Below are 16,925 nucleotides of genomic sequence, written 5' to 3'. Positions count from 1 at the left end.
TTCACGTTAAGGAAAAACTCGAAATATCCTCTTCAAATAAGCCCTAAAAATGAACTTGCTTAATCTCTTCTTCTGGAGATTCTTTGCCTTCGCCTTTAATTAAAAACATCGTTACGGCTGATGCAATCAACATACAAACTCCGCCCACAACAACATAATCCATCGCCATATTTCCGAATAAACTTTTCACAATTGGACCACCAAAAATTCCGTTGATAATTTGTGGCATTACAATAAAGAAATTGAAAATCCCCATATAGACACCCATTTTTCTTTGTGGAATAGCGTCGATTAACATTGCGTAAGGCATTGCCAAAATACTTGCCCAAGCGAAACCAAGCCCAATCATCGAGATCCAAAGCATTCCGATATCTTTAATGAAGAACATTGAAATTAATCCTAAACCTCCACAAAATAAAGCTAAAGCATGGGTTTGTTTTTTTCCGATCGCTTTTGCAATTGGTGTTAAAAGAAATGCAAACGGAATCGCAAATAAATTATAAAGTCCAAATAAATGTCCGGTTAAATCCCCGGCTTGATTATATTCTAAAGATTTCGTGTCCTGCGGAGAAAGTCCGAAATGATGTGTCGCTAAAGCACTTGTTGTAAAAACCCACATGGTAAATAAAGCAAACCAAGAGAAAAATTGAACAGCGCCCAATTTTTTCATTAAAGGTGGAATCTTTGAAAAATCTTTGAAAATATCGGAAAATTTAGACTTTACTGTACTTAATTCTTCATCAGAAAAATCGGCAAATTCTTGCGGTGAATATTCTTTGGTTGTTACAATGGTATAAACAATCGACAAAATTAAAACAGCAGCCCCAACATAGAAAGCGTAAATTACATTATCTGCAACAAAACCATCTGGTGCTACATTTGAAACTCCCATTTTCGTTAGCCAATTTGGCATTTCTGAACCGATTACCGCTCCAATTCCGATCAAAATAGTTTGAACGCCAAATCCTAAAGTTCCCTGATGTTTCGGCAGCATATCACCAACTAACGCTCGGAAAGGTTCCATGGCAACGTTAATGGAAGCATCCATCATTGCCAAAAATATAACCGCTAAGAGTAAAACACTTGCGCCCATCATCATCGTAACCGAGGCAGCATTCGGAAGAAAAACCAATCCCACAGCACACAAAACCGCACCAATTAAAAAATAGGGTTTTCTTCTTCCGAGCGGACTCCACGTGTTATCGCCCATGTGACCGATAATTGGCTGCACAATTAAGCCTGTAATTGGTGCTACCAACCAGAACCAAGAAAGTTCGTGTACATCTGCCCCGAAGTTGGCGAGAATTCTACTGGCGTTTCCGTTTTGTAATCCGAATGCCATTTGAATTCCGAGAAAACCCATGCTCATATTGATGATTTGAGCGATGGAAAGATTGGGTTTTATTTTTTTTGCCATTTTTTATTTGTTGGATGTTAGGTGTTGGATGTTAGAAAACTAAATTAATTTTTCTTTAAATCAAAAATGATTGCATCTTCGATCGGTGATTTTATTTTGATAACCTCGCTGCTCACGACGTTGGGAACCGTCATGGAAAGAACATATTGTTTAACTTTCCATTTTCCGGCGGTTTTTTCGAGAACGCCACTTCCACGGCAAAGTTTCATTTGAGTATCCAATAATTCATCGAACCAAGCGTAATTACCGTCTTTGCTGAAAGAAATGTTTCTTTTTAAAGAAGTAAAACTCCAGGCTTTTCCTTTATCGAAATGCGGTTTTGCATAATCCATGAATTCTTTTTTAGTCCAAATTTCTGTGGCATCAGTTCCGATAAATGTGGATTTTTCTGCATAAAGATCAAAATAACTTTTGAAATCTGCTGCGGACGCAAATGCATTTAAATCATCTAAAACTTTAGCGACATTTTTCTTCTGAACAATTTCGTAGAAGTCTTTTTTTTGTGCGGAAACTGTTGTTGAAAAATTGAAAATCATTAGTAGGATTCCACTAAAAGTTATGTTTTTCATCGTATTCATTTTGATTAAATTTCTTTATAATTCGTTTGGTTGATGTGTATTTTAACGCAAATATTTTCTGGACTACTAATTTTTTTTACTCTTTTTTTAATTCCGATAATTATCAGAACCCAAAGGCGTTAACACTTAGCAAAAGGAAAACGCCATTATTTTTTAATTATTTCAATTCTAAAATCAAAGTTGATTTTGCGGGAATGGTTAATTTATTCTGTGAATTTACTGAAAATTCTTTTCCTGAAATCACATCTTTTCCTGATGAAATTCCGCCTAAAGATTCTGCGAAACGGCTTAAATCTAAGGTTTGTTCTTTTTGATTATTATTAATGATCACCATTACGTTTTCTTTTTCATTGTATCGGAAATAAACATAAACCTTATCAATCGGCATATAATGTTTGGTTTTTCCATTGTGAATTACGTCCTTTCCTTTTCTCCAATTCAATAATTTCTGGGTAAAATCGAAATAATCTTTTTGTTCGTCAGTTTGGGTTTTAGGATCAAAAGCATTTTGTGGATCATTTTTCCAACCGCCGGGGAAGTCTTTTCTACTTTCAGCATCGCCACCATTATTTTTATCGCCACGCATTCCGATTTCGGAACCGTAATAAATTTGTGGAATTCCGCGAGAAGTTGAAATTAAAGTTAAAGCCATTTTGTAATATCGGGAATCACCTTTGAAAATTTCGTTAAACCTTTCGGTATCGTGGTTTTCAAAGAATACCAAAATATTATTGATGTCTGGATACAAGAAATCGTTTCCGAAAGAATTGTAGATTTTAATCATTCCTTTGTCCCAACCATCTTCTTCTTTCAGAGCCGACGGTAAATCGGTGAACAACGTGAAATCCATTACAGAAGGAAGGTTTGAATTATAATTTTCGATTTCTGCAATCTTAGAATTTTTCTGCCAGAAAGAAACATGAGCCGGATTATACATCCACGCTTCACCAACAATATTGAATTTTGGATATTCATCGGTAATCGCTTTCGCCCATTTCGCCATCGCAATTTTGTCGTTGTACGGATAAGTATCAACGCGAAGTCCGCCCAATTCTGCATATTCGATCCACCAAATTGCATTTTGCGTTAAATAATTTAAAACCAAAGGATTGCTTTGATTGAGATCAGGCATCGTGGTATCGAACCAACCGTTCAAGGCAATGTCTTTGTCAACCTGCGCTACGTTGGTATCGAACTGAGAAGTCGTTCGGTAATTGGAACGTTTGAAACCATATTTTCCTTCGCCATCTTTGAATTGATGAATCCAATCTTTGGTCGGTAAATCCTGAATGAGCCAATGCGAAATTCCCCAATGGTTGGTCACATAATCCTGAATCAACATCATCCCACGTTTTTGAAGTTCGCGAGAAAGTTCTACATATTCTTCGTTGGTTCCGTATCTGCCATCGATTTTGTATAAATCGGTTTGTGCATAACCGTGATAAGAAGTTTGTTTTTCGTTGTCTTCATTTGCTGGCGTCAACCAAAGTGCTGTCGCACCAAGGTTTTTGAGGTAATCTAAATTATTGATGATTCCACGCAAATCTCCGCCATGTCTTCCGCTCGGTAAATTACGGTTCACTTTTTCGATCAAGTTGGGTTGAGAATCATTGGAAACATCACCGTTCGCAAATCGATCAGGCATTATTAAATACATAACATCTTTTGAGGTAAACGAATTTCTTTCCGCAGAACCTGGATTTCTGTTTTTGAGTTCATAATTGTATGTATAAACCGTTTTGTTTTTTTCTTTAAAATTAATTTTAAAGGAAGAAGTATTAACTTCATTCGTATTTACGGTAATAAACACATAATTTGGGTTTTCGGTTTTGGTCAAATCTTTAATGTGAATATTATCAGAAAGTTCGATTTTATATTTTGAAATATTTTTTCCATAAACCAAAATTTGAAGTTCGGGATTCTTCATTCCTTTCCACCAGAAAGCGGGTTCCACTTTTTGAATTTGGGAAAAAACAATTGAAAACACGAAGGAGAATAAAAATATTAATGATTTTTTCATTTTTATATAATATTATTTTAAAGGATATTTAATAGCGATATCTAATTCTATCGGATTGTTATTTCTGCGAAGTTCTTCCTGCGTTCTCTTGGTGAGATACGGAATATCTTCTTTTTTATTATAAATTTTTCCGTCACCGAAATCTACGCTCCAAGTTCCAGTTGCGGTCATTGCCCATGAATACGGATTATTATAATAATTAAATTTTACTTCATTGAGTTTTTTATTGGTAATTTTAATGGGTTTATTTCCATAATGAGTTTCCAAAAATTCGGTGGTATCAACGTTTTTTTCTAATTTCTTACTGTTAATTAATTTATAGGAATAATCATTTCTTGTATCTGCAATTTCGAAAATTAATCCTGGTAATCCTTGGAATTTATACGGTCCTTCATTCATCGGAATATCTTTGCAGAACCAAGCAATCCAAGATCTTCCACCGAAATTTGTTTCTGCTTTTTGAAGTTGATATTCTGCAACTTTTTTAGTTTCTGGTGAAATCTTCCATTTCATATCATCTTTAGATTCAATTAAGAAATAATCAAAAAGATTGTCTCTGTAATTTTGGTGAATGTTACTTCCTTTTTTTCTTTTGATTAATTGCTGACTCTCACTATTGATAATCCACTTTTCATTTTTATTTTTACTGATAGAATCTACGACTAAAAATTCCATATCATAAAATTTCACTTCATTTTCACCAATATCTAATACCAATTTCGTGGAATCTAACTTACTTTTTGTTGAATCTCTTTTGAAAGTTAATTCATAAACAAAACGGTGCGTTTGTGAAAATGCAAAGTTGAAACTCGTTGCTAATAAACAAATAATGATAATGTTTTTCATACTCTTGTTTTTAAGGAAACCTTATAGGTTTTCAAAACCTATAAGGTTTAGGTTATTTTATGAAATTGAATTAAATCGTCGCAATCATCAAAAAAGCCAATCATATAATCTGTGCTTACCTTCGTAGATTTATTTGTATTTAAATAGGCTTTAAATGAAGAGTATTTCCATTCTTCCGAACTTTTAACGAATTGATGCTGCATAGGAATTTGATGAATTTCTTTGAAAATATTCTTTAGTTGACCTTCCTCATCTATTCGTTCTCTTTTAATATAATCAATAAACAAAGCGCCTTTTCTTTGAAACATTTTGTTATAGGCTTTCGAATAAGAATTCAGCAAATTGCTTATGGGTTGCATCAAAAATTTATGTTCTTGTTCCGCTGACATTTCTTTTTCGGACAAATTGATATTTTTAAAAACCTCATTCTTCGACCGAAAACACACCAATAAACTCAATCGTTGCGGAACTAAGCAATAAGCATAAATTTCTAAATAAGGAAGCAAGTATTTTGAAAGTTGTTTCAAAAAATAATCGTAATTACCTTCTTTACGGAAAATCAATTCATTTCCGCTGACTCTTGTGAACAGATGATAAACCTGTTCAAATTCAAAGTTTTCGTAAGGAGTGGTTTTTATTTCCATTTTTTGAAATTTTATTGAACTTTATTAAACCTTATAGGTTTTCAAAACCTATAAGGTTACCTACCGTTCTACTTCACCGCCTTCACCGAAATTGCGTAACCGCCGCTTCTTGCCAACTTCATTGGAAGTTTGGAAGTGCTGGTTACTATTTTCTTGTAAATTTTGTAAGATTGCGGATTGTTGATATAATCGGCATCGTCGCCATCTGCATAAACTGTTGCTTCATACTTCTTCCCTTTTGGTAGGAAAGAGAAATCTACGGTATAGTTTCTAGCGTTTTCATCGGTAATTCCACCGATAAACCACTCGTCCTTTCCTTTGGTTTTACGAGCGGTGTGGATGTAATCGCCAGGTTCTGCCGACAAAATTACGGTATCGTCCCAATCCAAAGCTACATCTTTGATGAACTGAAAAGCATCCATGTGTTTGGCGTAATTCTCTGGTAAATCTGCCGCCATTTGAAGCGGAGAATACATCACCACATAAAGTGCTAATTGTTTTGCTAAAGTTGTTTTCACGAAGCGGGTATCACCAGGGAAATAATAATCTAATTTGGTTTGGAAAATTCCAGGCGTGTAATCCATTGGTCCGCCCATGAATCTTGTAAAAGGAAGAATGGTTTGATGATCTGGATTATTTCCACCGAATGCTTCGAATTCTGTTCCACGAGCAGCTTCTGCGGCAATCCAGTTCGGGTAGGTTCGGTTTAAACCGGTCGGACGAACGGATTCGTGGGAGTTTACCATGATTTTATAATCGTTGGCTTTTTCGGCAATTCTTTGATAATGATTGATTGTCCATTGTGAATAATGATGCTCGCCGCGTGGAATAATATTTCCAACATAACCCGTTTTCACGGAAGGATAATCGTATTTATTCATTAATTTAAAAGCGTCATCTGCCCATCTTTCGTAGTTGGTTGCGGAACCTGAAGTTTCGTGGTGCATCATCAATTTCATATTTTTTGAATGTGCATAATCGTTCAGCATTTTGATATCGAAATCTGGATAAGGGGTAATAAAATCGAAAACGAATTCTTTGCTGTGACCGAACCAATCTTCCCAACCGGTATTCCAACCTTCGATGAGTAAAGCGTCGAAACCATTTGCAGAAGCGAAATCAATATATTCTTTCACTTTCGTGTTGTTGGCAGCGTGTTTTCCGTTCGGCGTTAATTTGGAAAAATCGGTTATTCCGATGTGAACATTATTAGCGGTAGAATATGCCCACTGCGATTTTCCGATAATCATTTCCCACCAAACGCCCATATATTTTGTAGGTTTAATGTAGGAAGTATCTTTATACTGAGTGGGTTCATTGAGATTAAAAATCATTTTCGAAGCCAAAACCTCTTCAGCTTTTGGAGAAACGATGATCGTTCGCCACGGAGAAACCGCCGGAGTTTGCATATAACCTTTTGCTCCTTGACCATCTGGTGTTAAATGGGTTTTGAATTTAAAATTCACGGCATCGAGTTCCAGATTTGCAGCGGCGTAATTGATTACAGCAGCTTCGGAAATATTCATATAGAGTTGATCTTTGCCTTCTTTTTTTAACATTAAAGGCATTTGCACCGCATTTTTAATTAAAGTCTGCGAGGCATTTCCGTCATAAGAAGTTGGCCATCTTGCGGGAACTTGCGAAAGATTGGTGGTTTGGGTTTGATATTCCTGCGAATCGTAATCACCAGCAAGCCACCAGGCTTTCATATCTGTTGGTAAATCGATCTCGGAATCTTCTTCCCTGATCACGAAATAATTCAGATTTTTTTGCTCCGGAAATTCATATCTGAAACCTAAACCATCATTAAATAAGCGGAATTTCAGAATAATATGACGGTCATTTTTATCCTGATTTAAAGTTACTGCGAGTTCATTATAATGATTGATATAGGATTTTTTTTCTCCCATAATCGGATCCCAGGATTCGTTTTTGGAATCGTATTTTTCGGCTGTTTTGGTAAAACCATTATTTAGATCCTGACCTTTCTGATCTTTATTTTCGATTTCTGAGGCGAATTGGATATCTCCATCTTTCAGTAATCTCAGTCCTAATTTGGAATCTTCGACCACCGTTTTGCCTTGATATTTAAGGTCATAATATGGAACTCCAGCTTTTAACTGGAAATTCATTTCGAACTTTCCGTCGGGAGATTTTAAAGATTGTGCATTGAGTGCGAAACTTCCTAGCAAGAGGAAAAGCACAGAAATTTTAATATTTTTCATAATGATTTTTTCGAATCAATAAATTTAGATAAAATGCGAATAACAGGCAATTATTTAGGGCATCTTTATCTTTAAAAAACAAAAAACTGCTGCTAAAAAAGCAACAGTTTCAGTTTTTAAAATAGAATCTTCTTTAAAGTGGAGTTACTTTATAAGTTCCCATTTTGATGTTGGCTGTAATTTTATACCTATTACCTCCTCCATTGTATTTAATATTATCATTATCTCCTTTTGGACCGATAAATCCGGAGTTTCCACCAGTATGGATATTTCCCCATTCTAAATCTCCCCATGCCTGCTGACCAATAAATTTGAATTCAGCACCATCAGAAATAGCGATTTCATATTCAAATTCTGCATCACCGGTTTGATTCATCGGAATCGCAGTAGCCGCATCCCAACCTTGAATTGAACCAACTAAATAAAGACTAGATGGTAAAGTAGGAATTGGCGAAGACGTCACAACGATTGATTTTGTATTCTGATCGATCGTGATTTTGTACAATCCGGAGTTTCCTGTAAACTTGATGTTTTCATTTCCGTCTGGTACTAAATTACTTGACCAGGTTGCGAAGTACTTATAAGAATCATTAATTCCATCAGCATTTAAACTATAATTGATGGGATTCCAGTCTTGTTGACCTAAAAATCTGAAAAGTCCGTTGTTTTCTAGATAGGTGTAGATTTCTGAGATATTTTGATTTTGATTTAAAAGTTGTGCATTGGAAGCATCCCAGCCAACAGCAGTACCACCACCAACAAGGTATAATGCTTTAAATTCCGGTTGGTAAGGGGTTAGCTTAAATGTCACCACATCAGAAGTTTTGGTAATTATTCCTCCAATAGATTCTGAAGTTGCAGTTACTCGAATATCAACATTTGAAGCTGCGTTAACTGGTAATGATAATTTTGAAGCTAATTCATTCAAATCAAAATTAGAGATTGCCAATTCTTTAGTATTTTGCGTATTTCCAACAAGCATAAAAGCAGTTGTTCCTGTTGCAGCCATTTCTACTTTGTAAGAAACATTAATACCATAAGTATAATCAACCCACGTGAAAGTGGTTGCAGTAACGGTTGGGTTAGCCGCATCTAAAACTAAACCTGATCCAGCAGTTGGATTAGTGATCACTGGTCTATCAGTCGGATAAACAGTGACAGCAAAAGAAATTGTGTTTGAAACCTCAGTTCCTCTTTCAATTCTTAAGTAGGCTGTTTGTGAAGAATAAGGACTTAATCCCGCCTGTAACATTGCTGTATTCAAAGCGCCAATTGTTGTTTTCAAAGTATTGGTTTCTGACTTCGCTAATTCAACTTTACTCTTAAAGTCTTCTGTTGAGGAAACCACAACCGAATAATTACCGGAGCCGCCCACTGCATTATCCCAATTTAAGATAAACGGATTACTTTCCATGGTAGGATATAAAACCGCGGCACCTAATGTTGTATCATATAACTTAAACGAAGGTTCTGGAGTAGTCCAGTCTCTGTTTGCATCGTCTCTACAAGCGGTGATTAAAAGCAATGGCAAAATCATTACCATTATAATTTTAAATATATTTTTCATAAGATTTAATTAATAATTAAACGAATCAAAATGATTACTTAATTGGAATTAAAGTATAATCTCCAGTTGCATCATTGAAATACACATCATAAATCCACTCTGATGCTAAAGGAATATTCGCACCACCTTGGGTTGCAGTTCCAAAATACTCAGAACTACCTCCCCAACTGGTATCCCAAGAATTGTTTGCTCTGAATTTAAATTCACCTTCACTTAAAGTAATAGCAGAAGCACTCCATAAATGAGGATCAAAAGAGGATTGCGTTAACTGTTTATCTGTAACAAAATCATCTCCGTTTACAGTACCTATGATAGAAATATTGGTATAAACTGTCACCGGTGCTGTCACTGTCTCTAACGTATACGTAAGTGCATCAATGTCAATTGACAATTTGTAATAACCATCTGCCGGAACCTGTAAATTCCCAGAACCACCGTCGGTACTTAATGTTCCGGCAGTAGCACCTGCTCCAAACTGTGCATCCCAAGACCCTTTCACTTTAATAATTTTGAATCCTGCATCTGTTACATCTTTTTTAAAGTAACCTGTAAAAGTGTATTTAGATGGATCAGCAGTTTTCAAAAGTGGCAGTAAATTAGAATTTGTGGCACTATTATCCCATCCTGCAGCTGTGGAAGCTCCTACCAAGAACAAGTCCTGGAAATCATACGTTGGACTTGCTGCATACGGAGTTACTTTAACAGAAGTAGCATTAGAAACTGCTGACATTTGATTTACTCCTAAAAAAGAAGTTACTCTAATGAACATAGAACCTTCAACATCTATCGGAAGTGCTAATGATTTACAGGCTTCGTTAATCTGTTTTACGGTAAAAGTCATCGTACGAATTGATTGCGCTACAGTTCCCAAAAGTACCGGAGTTTTAAAATCTTCTGTTGCTGACGCTTCGATCTTATAAGCAATCTCAACAGGAATCGTATAAGCTGCTTGAGTCCATGTTACATTAAGCGCAGGATTATCTGGGAAATTTTTGTCTAAAAACAAATGTTCTGCAGAAAGATCCATCACGATCGGTGCCGCACTGTTTTCCACTTGAATAATTTCACGATCTGTACACGAAGACAAACCGATTAAAATTAAAAGTATGAAAACTGCTTTAAAAATATGATTGTTTTTCATTATATTAAAGTTATTTAATGTTTTAAATTAATAACCCGTATTTTGGGTTAAATTAGGATTAGATTGCAGTGCAGTACTCGGAACCGGGAATACATTGTAATAAGTAGGAATTGATGTTCCGTCTTTTACTCCTCCTTTCCATGGCCACAAATAAGAGCTACCAGTAAATTTGCCGAATCTTATTAAATCCTGTCTTCTTACTCCTTCGAAATTTAATTCTCTTGCTCTTTCATCTAAAATACTCTGAAGATTAATGCTTGCAAAAGGAGTCGCACCTGCTCTTGCACGAATTGCGTTGACGTAAATTAAACCTTGAGCAACATTTACAGAGCTGGCACCTCTCAATGCACATTCAGCATAAATCAAATAAGCATCACTTAATCTAAACAAAGGGAAATCTGTAGAAGAGAATGATGTAACTGCCCCTGAACCATCGGAATTTTTGTTCCAGAATTTTGTGGAAGGGAAACCATCAACCCAAGTTTTATAATCTGTCATCTCATAATTCTGACCTGTAGTCCAAAATAATTGGGCTCTTTTATCAGGACTTGCAGCTAACGCAGCCGCAGAGTTTCCGAAAAGACCGTACCAAGCTTTGGTCGCTCTGTGCCCTGCCCAACCATCTGTAGAACCAAAATCTGCCGGAGACATTGTATCTGTAGATAAACTTCCATTCACCAAATAAGTGGTATTACCAAAACTTTGGCTAGAAACTGCATCAGCAATTAATGGGAAAATTATTTCTTTGGAAGTATTATTATCTGCTGAAAAATTTTTTCTAACATTAGGTTCTAAAATGTAACCTCCTTCTGAAATAACCTTTGCAGCATACGTTCCTGCTTCTGTGTATTTCGACGTTCCGGTGTAAACTTCAGCATTGAGATATAATTTAGCAAGCAACATTCTTACAACCGCTTTATTCGCTCTTCCATAAGTGTTGGTTGCAGCAATTTTTCCTTCAATATCTAATAACTCTGATTCTACATAAGTAAATAATTCTTTTCTATTAGCTTCTGGAAGTGGAACACTGCTGTTAAAATTTTCGTCATTTACCAACACTCCTTTTCCAAATAAATCAATGATATAATAGTAAGACATTGCACGCAAAAATCGCAATTCGCTGATCACTTCTTCTTTATCGGCGTATACAACATCATTACGTTTCATAATTCCAATTAAATTGGTCGCCTGAGGAATGGTGTAATACAATCTATCATATGCATATTTGAAAAACTTATTATTGTCAGTCCAGTTTGTAGCGGTGGTCAATTGATCCAATCCATTATCTCCCCATCTGTTTTTCATATCATCTGCGGTAAAATCCTGTAGATTAACAAGACCTCTGATGAATGGCGATTCACCTGCATCTGCACCCGCAATATCCGAAGAACCAGGACCATTTACACTAGAAAGTGCAAAACTTGCATATAATCTTGATAGTAAACCTTCTACTGCATTAGAATCATTTATCAATAAATTCTCTAAAGTTAAATCAACTTTTGGAGTAGTGTCTAAATCCCTTGTACAAGAATTCCCAACTACAGCAAAGAGGAATAAAAATGCTAAACTTTTAAATTTTAGATTTTTCATTATTTTTTCGTATTAAAAGTTAAAATTAAAGCCAAGGGTATAAACCCTAGGTCGTGGATAAAAATTATTATCAATACCTGAGAAATTTTCTGGATCCTGACCTGAATATTTGGTCCACGTATATACATTATTTACAGAACCAAAAACTCTAACATTGGTACTGCCAATAAAGTTTTTGATCAAGTAACCCAAAGACACGTTATCTAATTTAAGGAATGAAGCATCCTCTAAAAAGTAATCTGAGAAATACGTATTGTCCGTTAAATTTACAAATGGTGAATTAACGGTAGAAGCTAAAACGTTATTTAAATTCTGTCCGTTTTGTGGAGCTGTATAACTGATGTAACCTTGCGCTAGGTTTCTCGTATTATAAACCGAACCTCCAATTTGTCCTCTGAATGAAGCATTCAAATCCCAGTTTTTATAATTCGCAGTGGTATTGAATCCATAAGTCCAGTTTGGTCTTAATGATTTGTAATAACGGTCGTCATTATTAATCTTACCATCACCATTACGATCTACATAAACTTCTGGCAATAATTTTCCGTTAGAATCATAAGCCTGCTGGAAAACCCACGCTGAATAAGGAGCGTGTCCAATTGCGTTGTAGGCTAATTTCACTCCAGTACCAATTGGTAAACCACTTGCGTCATCTACAATGCTTGATACATTTTTCAAATCGGTAATCTTCGCATCATTATAAGCAAAGTTTCCACCGACACTCCAGGTAAAGTCTTCAGTTTTAACAGGAATGATATTAATGTTTGCTTCAATTCCTTTATTTTCTAAAGAACCTACATTATCAACAAAAGAGTTGGTTAAAGCCTGTCCTGGTGGAATGGGTACAAATGCCAACAGATCTGTTGTTTTTCTTTGATAAACATCAACACTACCAGTAAATCTGTCTTTTCCGAAGAAAGAAAAATCTAAACCTGCATTAACAGTTTCTGTTGTTTCCCAAGTTAAGTTCGGGTTAAATGGCAATGCGCTATATGTCCCAATTCCCGGGAAATACTGCGAGTTAGAACCTCCAACTGAGAATAAAGGTCTGGAAGGATAAAATCCTGCAATACCTACAATATTTGCCTGTCCTGTTCTACCCCAACCTAATCTCAATTTCAATTCCTGAACTTTGGTTTCGTTTTTAAACAGATCTTCATTCATCTTCCAAGCAAAACCTACTGCTGGGAAATAACCATATCGGTTATCTTTATTGAATAAAGAGGATCCATCAACTCTTAATGTAAAGGTGAACAAATATTTATTCGCAAAGTCAAGATTTGATCTTCCATAATAGGACTGAAGATTTAAAACATTATAATATCTATTATTTGGATTTAAAGAACTGCCTGGATTAGGAATTCTTATTCCATCATTACCATATTGGTAGTTATCTTTATATCCATCATTTTTAAAGTTTTGGTAAGAATAACCTCCTTGTAAAAGGAAGTGAGATACAAAACCTGTGAAACGTTTTTCATAAACCAAGTAAGCATCCATCGTTTGATTTACAATCGTTTGATGCTCTGCATAATCTACTCCGGGGTTAAAAACGAAATCATTGGGTACTACGGTATTCTCAGAATTTTTATAAGTCGCAATAGCGTTGTTATCATAAACCGTGGATAAGTTTGATTTAGAAGCTTCCAAACCTAAGTTTAAGACCGCTCTTACATCTGGAAAGAAATGTAACTTATAATCAAGTTCTGCATTACCCAAAAATTTATAAATTTCCTGTGGACTCTTTCTTTGAAGCAAAATCGCTAAGGGATTGCTTGCACCATTAATTTTATATTGTCCACCATTTAAGATTACATCCTGGTAATATCCTCTAAATCGGTTGTAAGGATCTCCCGATAAACTAGTTTGATCTAAATAAACAGGTTTGGTAGGATCCATATTTAAAGCTCCTCCAATTGCGCCACCTTCATCAATTGAATTAAATTTCGAGTAGAGCCCTTTCAAACTTACATCTACTTTCAAATGTTTGTCAAAAAATACAGGTGATAAATTTAAACCGGTAGAATAACGCTCGTAGTCTGAAGTTTTTACAACCCCTTCTGTTCTGTTATATCCTAACGATAACCTAGTGGGCAGTTTTTTAAACAAGTTCCCAGAAACACTCAGATTATTATCACTCGAAACAGTAGTTCTATAAATCTGTTTTTGCCAATTGGTATCAAAAAGCTGACCGATAACATTTGGAGTTGCCAAATTCCCACCTACACCCAATCTGCTTCTGTATTGGGGATAATACTGGGTAATAAAATTCGTGAATTGTTCAGAATTCATTACATCGATATACTTCGTAACTTCTCCAATCTGAACATTGGTATTGAAATTAATTTTCATTTTTCCACCACCTCTTTTGGTCTTGATGATAATAACACCATTGGAGGCTCTATTACCATAAATTGCAGTTGCAGTAGCATCCTTAAGAATCGAGAACGATTCAATATCATTTGGATTAATTAAATTCAATGGATTTCCTGAACCTGCCGCATTGTTAGAATCCAAAGGAATTCCATCAATTACAATCAATGGGTTGTTAGAAGCACTTAATGAAGCACCACCACGAATACGAATATTCGGTGCAGAATCTGGTGAACCACCATCGCTGGCAATTCTTACTCCCGGTGCTTTTCCGTTAATCAATTGATCTGCAGAAACAATAGCACCCCGGTTAAAATCCTTCTCAGAAACGGAAGTTATTGATCCTGTAAGATCAGACTTTTTCTGCTTTCCATAACCAATCAAAACCACCTGCTCAATTTCGGCTGTCTTCACTGAATCTTTGGTTTGTGCGTGTAACATTGTTCCGGCCAATAAAAAAGCTGGAGCAATTTTTAATACTTTAGTATAGTTTCTCACAAAAATAAAATTTAAGGATTAATATTTATAAAAATCTGCGCCTACTAAAAGGAGCAATGCAATTTAACTAATTTTTTAGTTATCATAATTTTTTTGACTAAGATGTTAATTATTTGTGATAAATGTCATAAAACAAAACCAACACCCAATAACAAACAACTAATTATCAATGTATTACAAAAACGCACATTTTAATTAAATTTTGAAAAATTAACAAAAAATTAAACATCTGTTTAACAAATTTTGAAACCTATCTCAATAAATTTATACCGAACAGAAAATACCACTGAAATTTTCAGGAATCTAAATTTTCAATTCCATTCGATATCGCTTATCTTTGCAAAAAATTAGACAAAATATATGTCAGATAGAAAGATGATTACGGCTGCCTTGCCGTACGCAAACGGACCGGTTCATATCGGTCATTTAGCTGGAGTTTATATTCCGGCAGACGTTTATGCGAGATTTCAAAGAAGATTAGGAAAAGATGTTGCTTTTATCTGTGGCTCCGATGAACACGGGATTCCCATTACAATCCGTGCAAAAAAAGAAGGGGTAACTCCGCAAGATATCGTTGATAAATACCATGGAATTATCAAGAAGTCTTTCGAAGATCTAGGTATTTCTTTTGATGAATATTCTAGAACTACTTCTAAAAGACACCACGATGTTAGTCAGGATTTTTTCAAGACCTTATATAATAAAGGAAAGTTTATCGAAGAAGTTTCAGAACAGTATTTCGATGAACAAGCCAATGAGTTTTTAGCCGACCGATATATCGTAGGAACCTGCCCGAATTGCGGCAACGAAAACGCGTATGGCGATCAATGCGAAAAATGCGGTTCTACCCTTTCCCCGTCTGAATTAATTAATCCAAAATCAATGTTAAGCGGAAATGTTCCGATTTTAAAAGAAACCAAAAACTGGTATCTTCCATTAAATGAATACGAAGATTTCCTGAATGAATGGATTATTGAAGGACATAAAGACGACTGGAAACCCAATGTTTACGGACAGGTAAAATCATGGTTAACCGATGGTTTGAAACCGAGAGCCATGACCAGAGATCTAAACTGGGGCGTTCCTGTTCCACTTCCTAATGCGGAAGGAAAAGTGCTTTACGTTTGGTTTGATGCGCCGATTGGCTATATTTCTTTCACCCAGGAATGGGCAGAAAAAAACGGAAAAAACTGGAAAGATTACTGGCAAAATGAAAATACAGAATTGGTTCATTTTATCGGAAAAGACAATATCGTTTTCCACTGTATTATTTTCCCGGCGATGATGAAAGCGCATGGTGATTACATTATGCCGACCAATGTTCCTGCTTTTGAATTTCTCAATTTAGAAAACGACAAAATCTCAACGTCCAGAAACTGGGCGGTTTGGGCGCATGAATATGTTCAGGAATTTCCGGGACAGCAAGATGTTTTGCGCTATTCGCTTCTTTCTTCAGCACCGGAAACCAAAGACAATAATTTTACCTGGAAAGATTTTCAAACCAAAAACAATTCAGAATTGGTGGGGATTTTCGGAAACTTTATTAACAGAGTTGCCGTTTTGATTCATAAATATTACGACGGAGTTGTTCCAGCCGGAAATGAAAATGCCGAAGAACTTGGTGAAATCACAAAAGCCGCGACCGAAGTTGAAAATTTCTTAGAACACTACGAATTCAGAAATGCCTTGACTGCGATGATGAATCTGGCTCGTTTCGGAAATCAGTATCTTCAGATTGAAGAGCCTTGGAAAACCATTAAAGATAATCCTGAAAAAGCAGCAAATTCACTTTTCGTTGCGGCACAAATTGCAGCTGGTTTGGCACAAATTTGCGAACCATTCCTTCCTTTCAGCGCAGAGAAATTACAAAAAATGTTTAATGTTTCTCAATTAAATTGGGAAGAAATTAAAAACGAAAAAGTATTAATCAAAACCGGACATCAAATTAATCCGGCAGAATTATTATTCTCGAAAATTGAAGATGAAACGATTGCATTTCAAATTCAAAAATTAGAGAACACCAAAG

The 16,925-nt window shown here is 35.6% G+C and carries 11 protein-coding genes; 1 reads left to right on the top strand and 10 read right to left on the bottom strand.

The features are described 5' to 3' along the window. Positions 1 to 43: 43 nt before the first annotated feature. From WBY99_RS12950 to WBY99_RS12905, 10 genes are all read right to left on the bottom strand, one after another. Positions 44 to 1,417: an MFS transporter gene (locus tag WBY99_RS12950; RefSeq protein WP_423976752.1), complete on the bottom strand. Its 1,374-nt coding sequence runs from the start codon at positions 1,415 to 1,417 to the stop codon at positions 44 to 46. 44 nt (positions 1,418 to 1,461) lie between these two features. Beyond that, positions 1,462 to 1,986 (bottom strand): nuclear transport factor 2 family protein, encoded by a 525-nt coding sequence (locus WBY99_RS12945; protein WP_423976751.1) that lies wholly within the window; start codon positions 1,984 to 1,986, stop codon positions 1,462 to 1,464. A 166-nt stretch (positions 1,987 to 2,152) separates the two neighbouring features. Beyond that, complete coding sequence (locus WBY99_RS12940; protein ID WP_423976750.1) at positions 2,153 to 4,015, bottom strand: glycoside hydrolase family 13 protein; 1,863 nt, start codon at positions 4,013 to 4,015, stop codon at positions 2,153 to 2,155. A gap of 12 nt (positions 4,016 to 4,027) precedes the next feature. Then, the gene (locus WBY99_RS12935; RefSeq protein ID WP_423976749.1) at positions 4,028 to 4,861 is read right to left on the bottom strand and encodes a GLPGLI family protein; all 834 of its coding nucleotides are present in this window, start codon (positions 4,859 to 4,861) and stop codon (positions 4,028 to 4,030) included. A gap of 47 nt (positions 4,862 to 4,908) precedes the next feature. Next, positions 4,909 to 5,505: a transposase gene (locus tag WBY99_RS12930; protein WP_423976748.1), complete on the bottom strand. Its 597-nt coding sequence runs from the start codon at positions 5,503 to 5,505 to the stop codon at positions 4,909 to 4,911. A gap of 68 nt (positions 5,506 to 5,573) precedes the next feature. Then, positions 5,574 to 7,730, bottom strand: coding sequence for a glycoside hydrolase family 97 protein (locus WBY99_RS12925; protein ID WP_423976747.1), 2,157 nt, complete (start codon positions 7,728 to 7,730; stop codon positions 5,574 to 5,576). Positions 7,731 to 7,863: 133 nt separating this feature from the next. Then, positions 7,864 to 9,297, bottom strand: a complete 1,434-nt coding sequence (locus WBY99_RS12920; RefSeq protein WP_423976746.1) for a SusE domain-containing protein — start codon at positions 9,295 to 9,297, stop codon at positions 7,864 to 7,866. A gap of 34 nt (positions 9,298 to 9,331) precedes the next feature. After that, a complete protein-coding gene (locus WBY99_RS12915) occupies positions 9,332 to 10,438 on the bottom strand; it encodes a SusF/SusE family outer membrane protein (protein ID WP_423976745.1) in 1,107 nt (368 codons plus the stop codon). Positions 10,439 to 10,465: 27 nt separating this feature from the next. Then, positions 10,466 to 12,028, bottom strand: coding sequence for a RagB/SusD family nutrient uptake outer membrane protein (locus tag WBY99_RS12910; protein ID WP_423976744.1), 1,563 nt, complete (start codon positions 12,026 to 12,028; stop codon positions 10,466 to 10,468). A 12-nt stretch (positions 12,029 to 12,040) separates the two neighbouring features. Further along, entirely contained in the window at positions 12,041 to 14,899 is a 2,859-nt protein-coding gene (locus WBY99_RS12905; protein WP_423976743.1) for a SusC/RagA family TonB-linked outer membrane protein, read from the bottom strand. A 360-nt stretch (positions 14,900 to 15,259) separates the two neighbouring features. Here WBY99_RS12905 and metG point away from each other — a divergent pair. Further along, on the top strand, positions 15,260 to 16,925 hold a 1,666-nt coding region (gene metG, locus WBY99_RS12900; protein WP_423976742.1), incomplete at its 3' end, for a methionine--tRNA ligase.

The organism is Kaistella sp. (genome assembly GCF_049588135.1).
In the GTDB taxonomy this organism is placed as follows: domain Bacteria; phylum Bacteroidota; class Bacteroidia; order Flavobacteriales; family Weeksellaceae; genus Kaistella.
The sequence above is the reverse complement of the archived record's forward strand: the minus strand, read 5'-3'. Positions and strand labels throughout refer to the sequence as shown.

Bases quoted from the DNA above. Each gene is read 5' to 3' on its own strand.
- WBY99_RS12950 (WP_423976752.1), bottom strand. From the start codon at position 1,417: ATGGCAAAAAAAATAAAACCCAATCTTTCCATCGCTCAAATCATCAAT.
- WBY99_RS12945 (WP_423976751.1), bottom strand. From the start codon at position 1,986: ATGAAAAACATAACTTTTAGTGGAATCCTACTAATGATTTTCAATTTT.
- WBY99_RS12940 (WP_423976750.1), bottom strand. From the start codon at position 4,015: ATGAAAAAATCATTAATATTTTTATTCTCCTTCGTGTTTTCAATTGTT.
- WBY99_RS12935 (WP_423976749.1), bottom strand. From the start codon at position 4,861: ATGAAAAACATTATCATTATTTGTTTATTAGCAACGAGTTTCAACTTT.
- WBY99_RS12930 (WP_423976748.1), bottom strand. From the start codon at position 5,505: ATGGAAATAAAAACCACTCCTTACGAAAACTTTGAATTTGAACAGGTT.
- WBY99_RS12925 (WP_423976747.1), bottom strand. From the start codon at position 7,730: ATGAAAAATATTAAAATTTCTGTGCTTTTCCTCTTGCTAGGAAGTTTC.
- WBY99_RS12920 (WP_423976746.1), bottom strand. From the start codon at position 9,297: ATGAAAAATATATTTAAAATTATAATGGTAATGATTTTGCCATTGCTT.
- WBY99_RS12915 (WP_423976745.1), bottom strand. From the start codon at position 10,438: ATGAAAAACAATCATATTTTTAAAGCAGTTTTCATACTTTTAATTTTA.
- WBY99_RS12910 (WP_423976744.1), bottom strand. From the start codon at position 12,028: ATGAAAAATCTAAAATTTAAAAGTTTAGCATTTTTATTCCTCTTTGCT.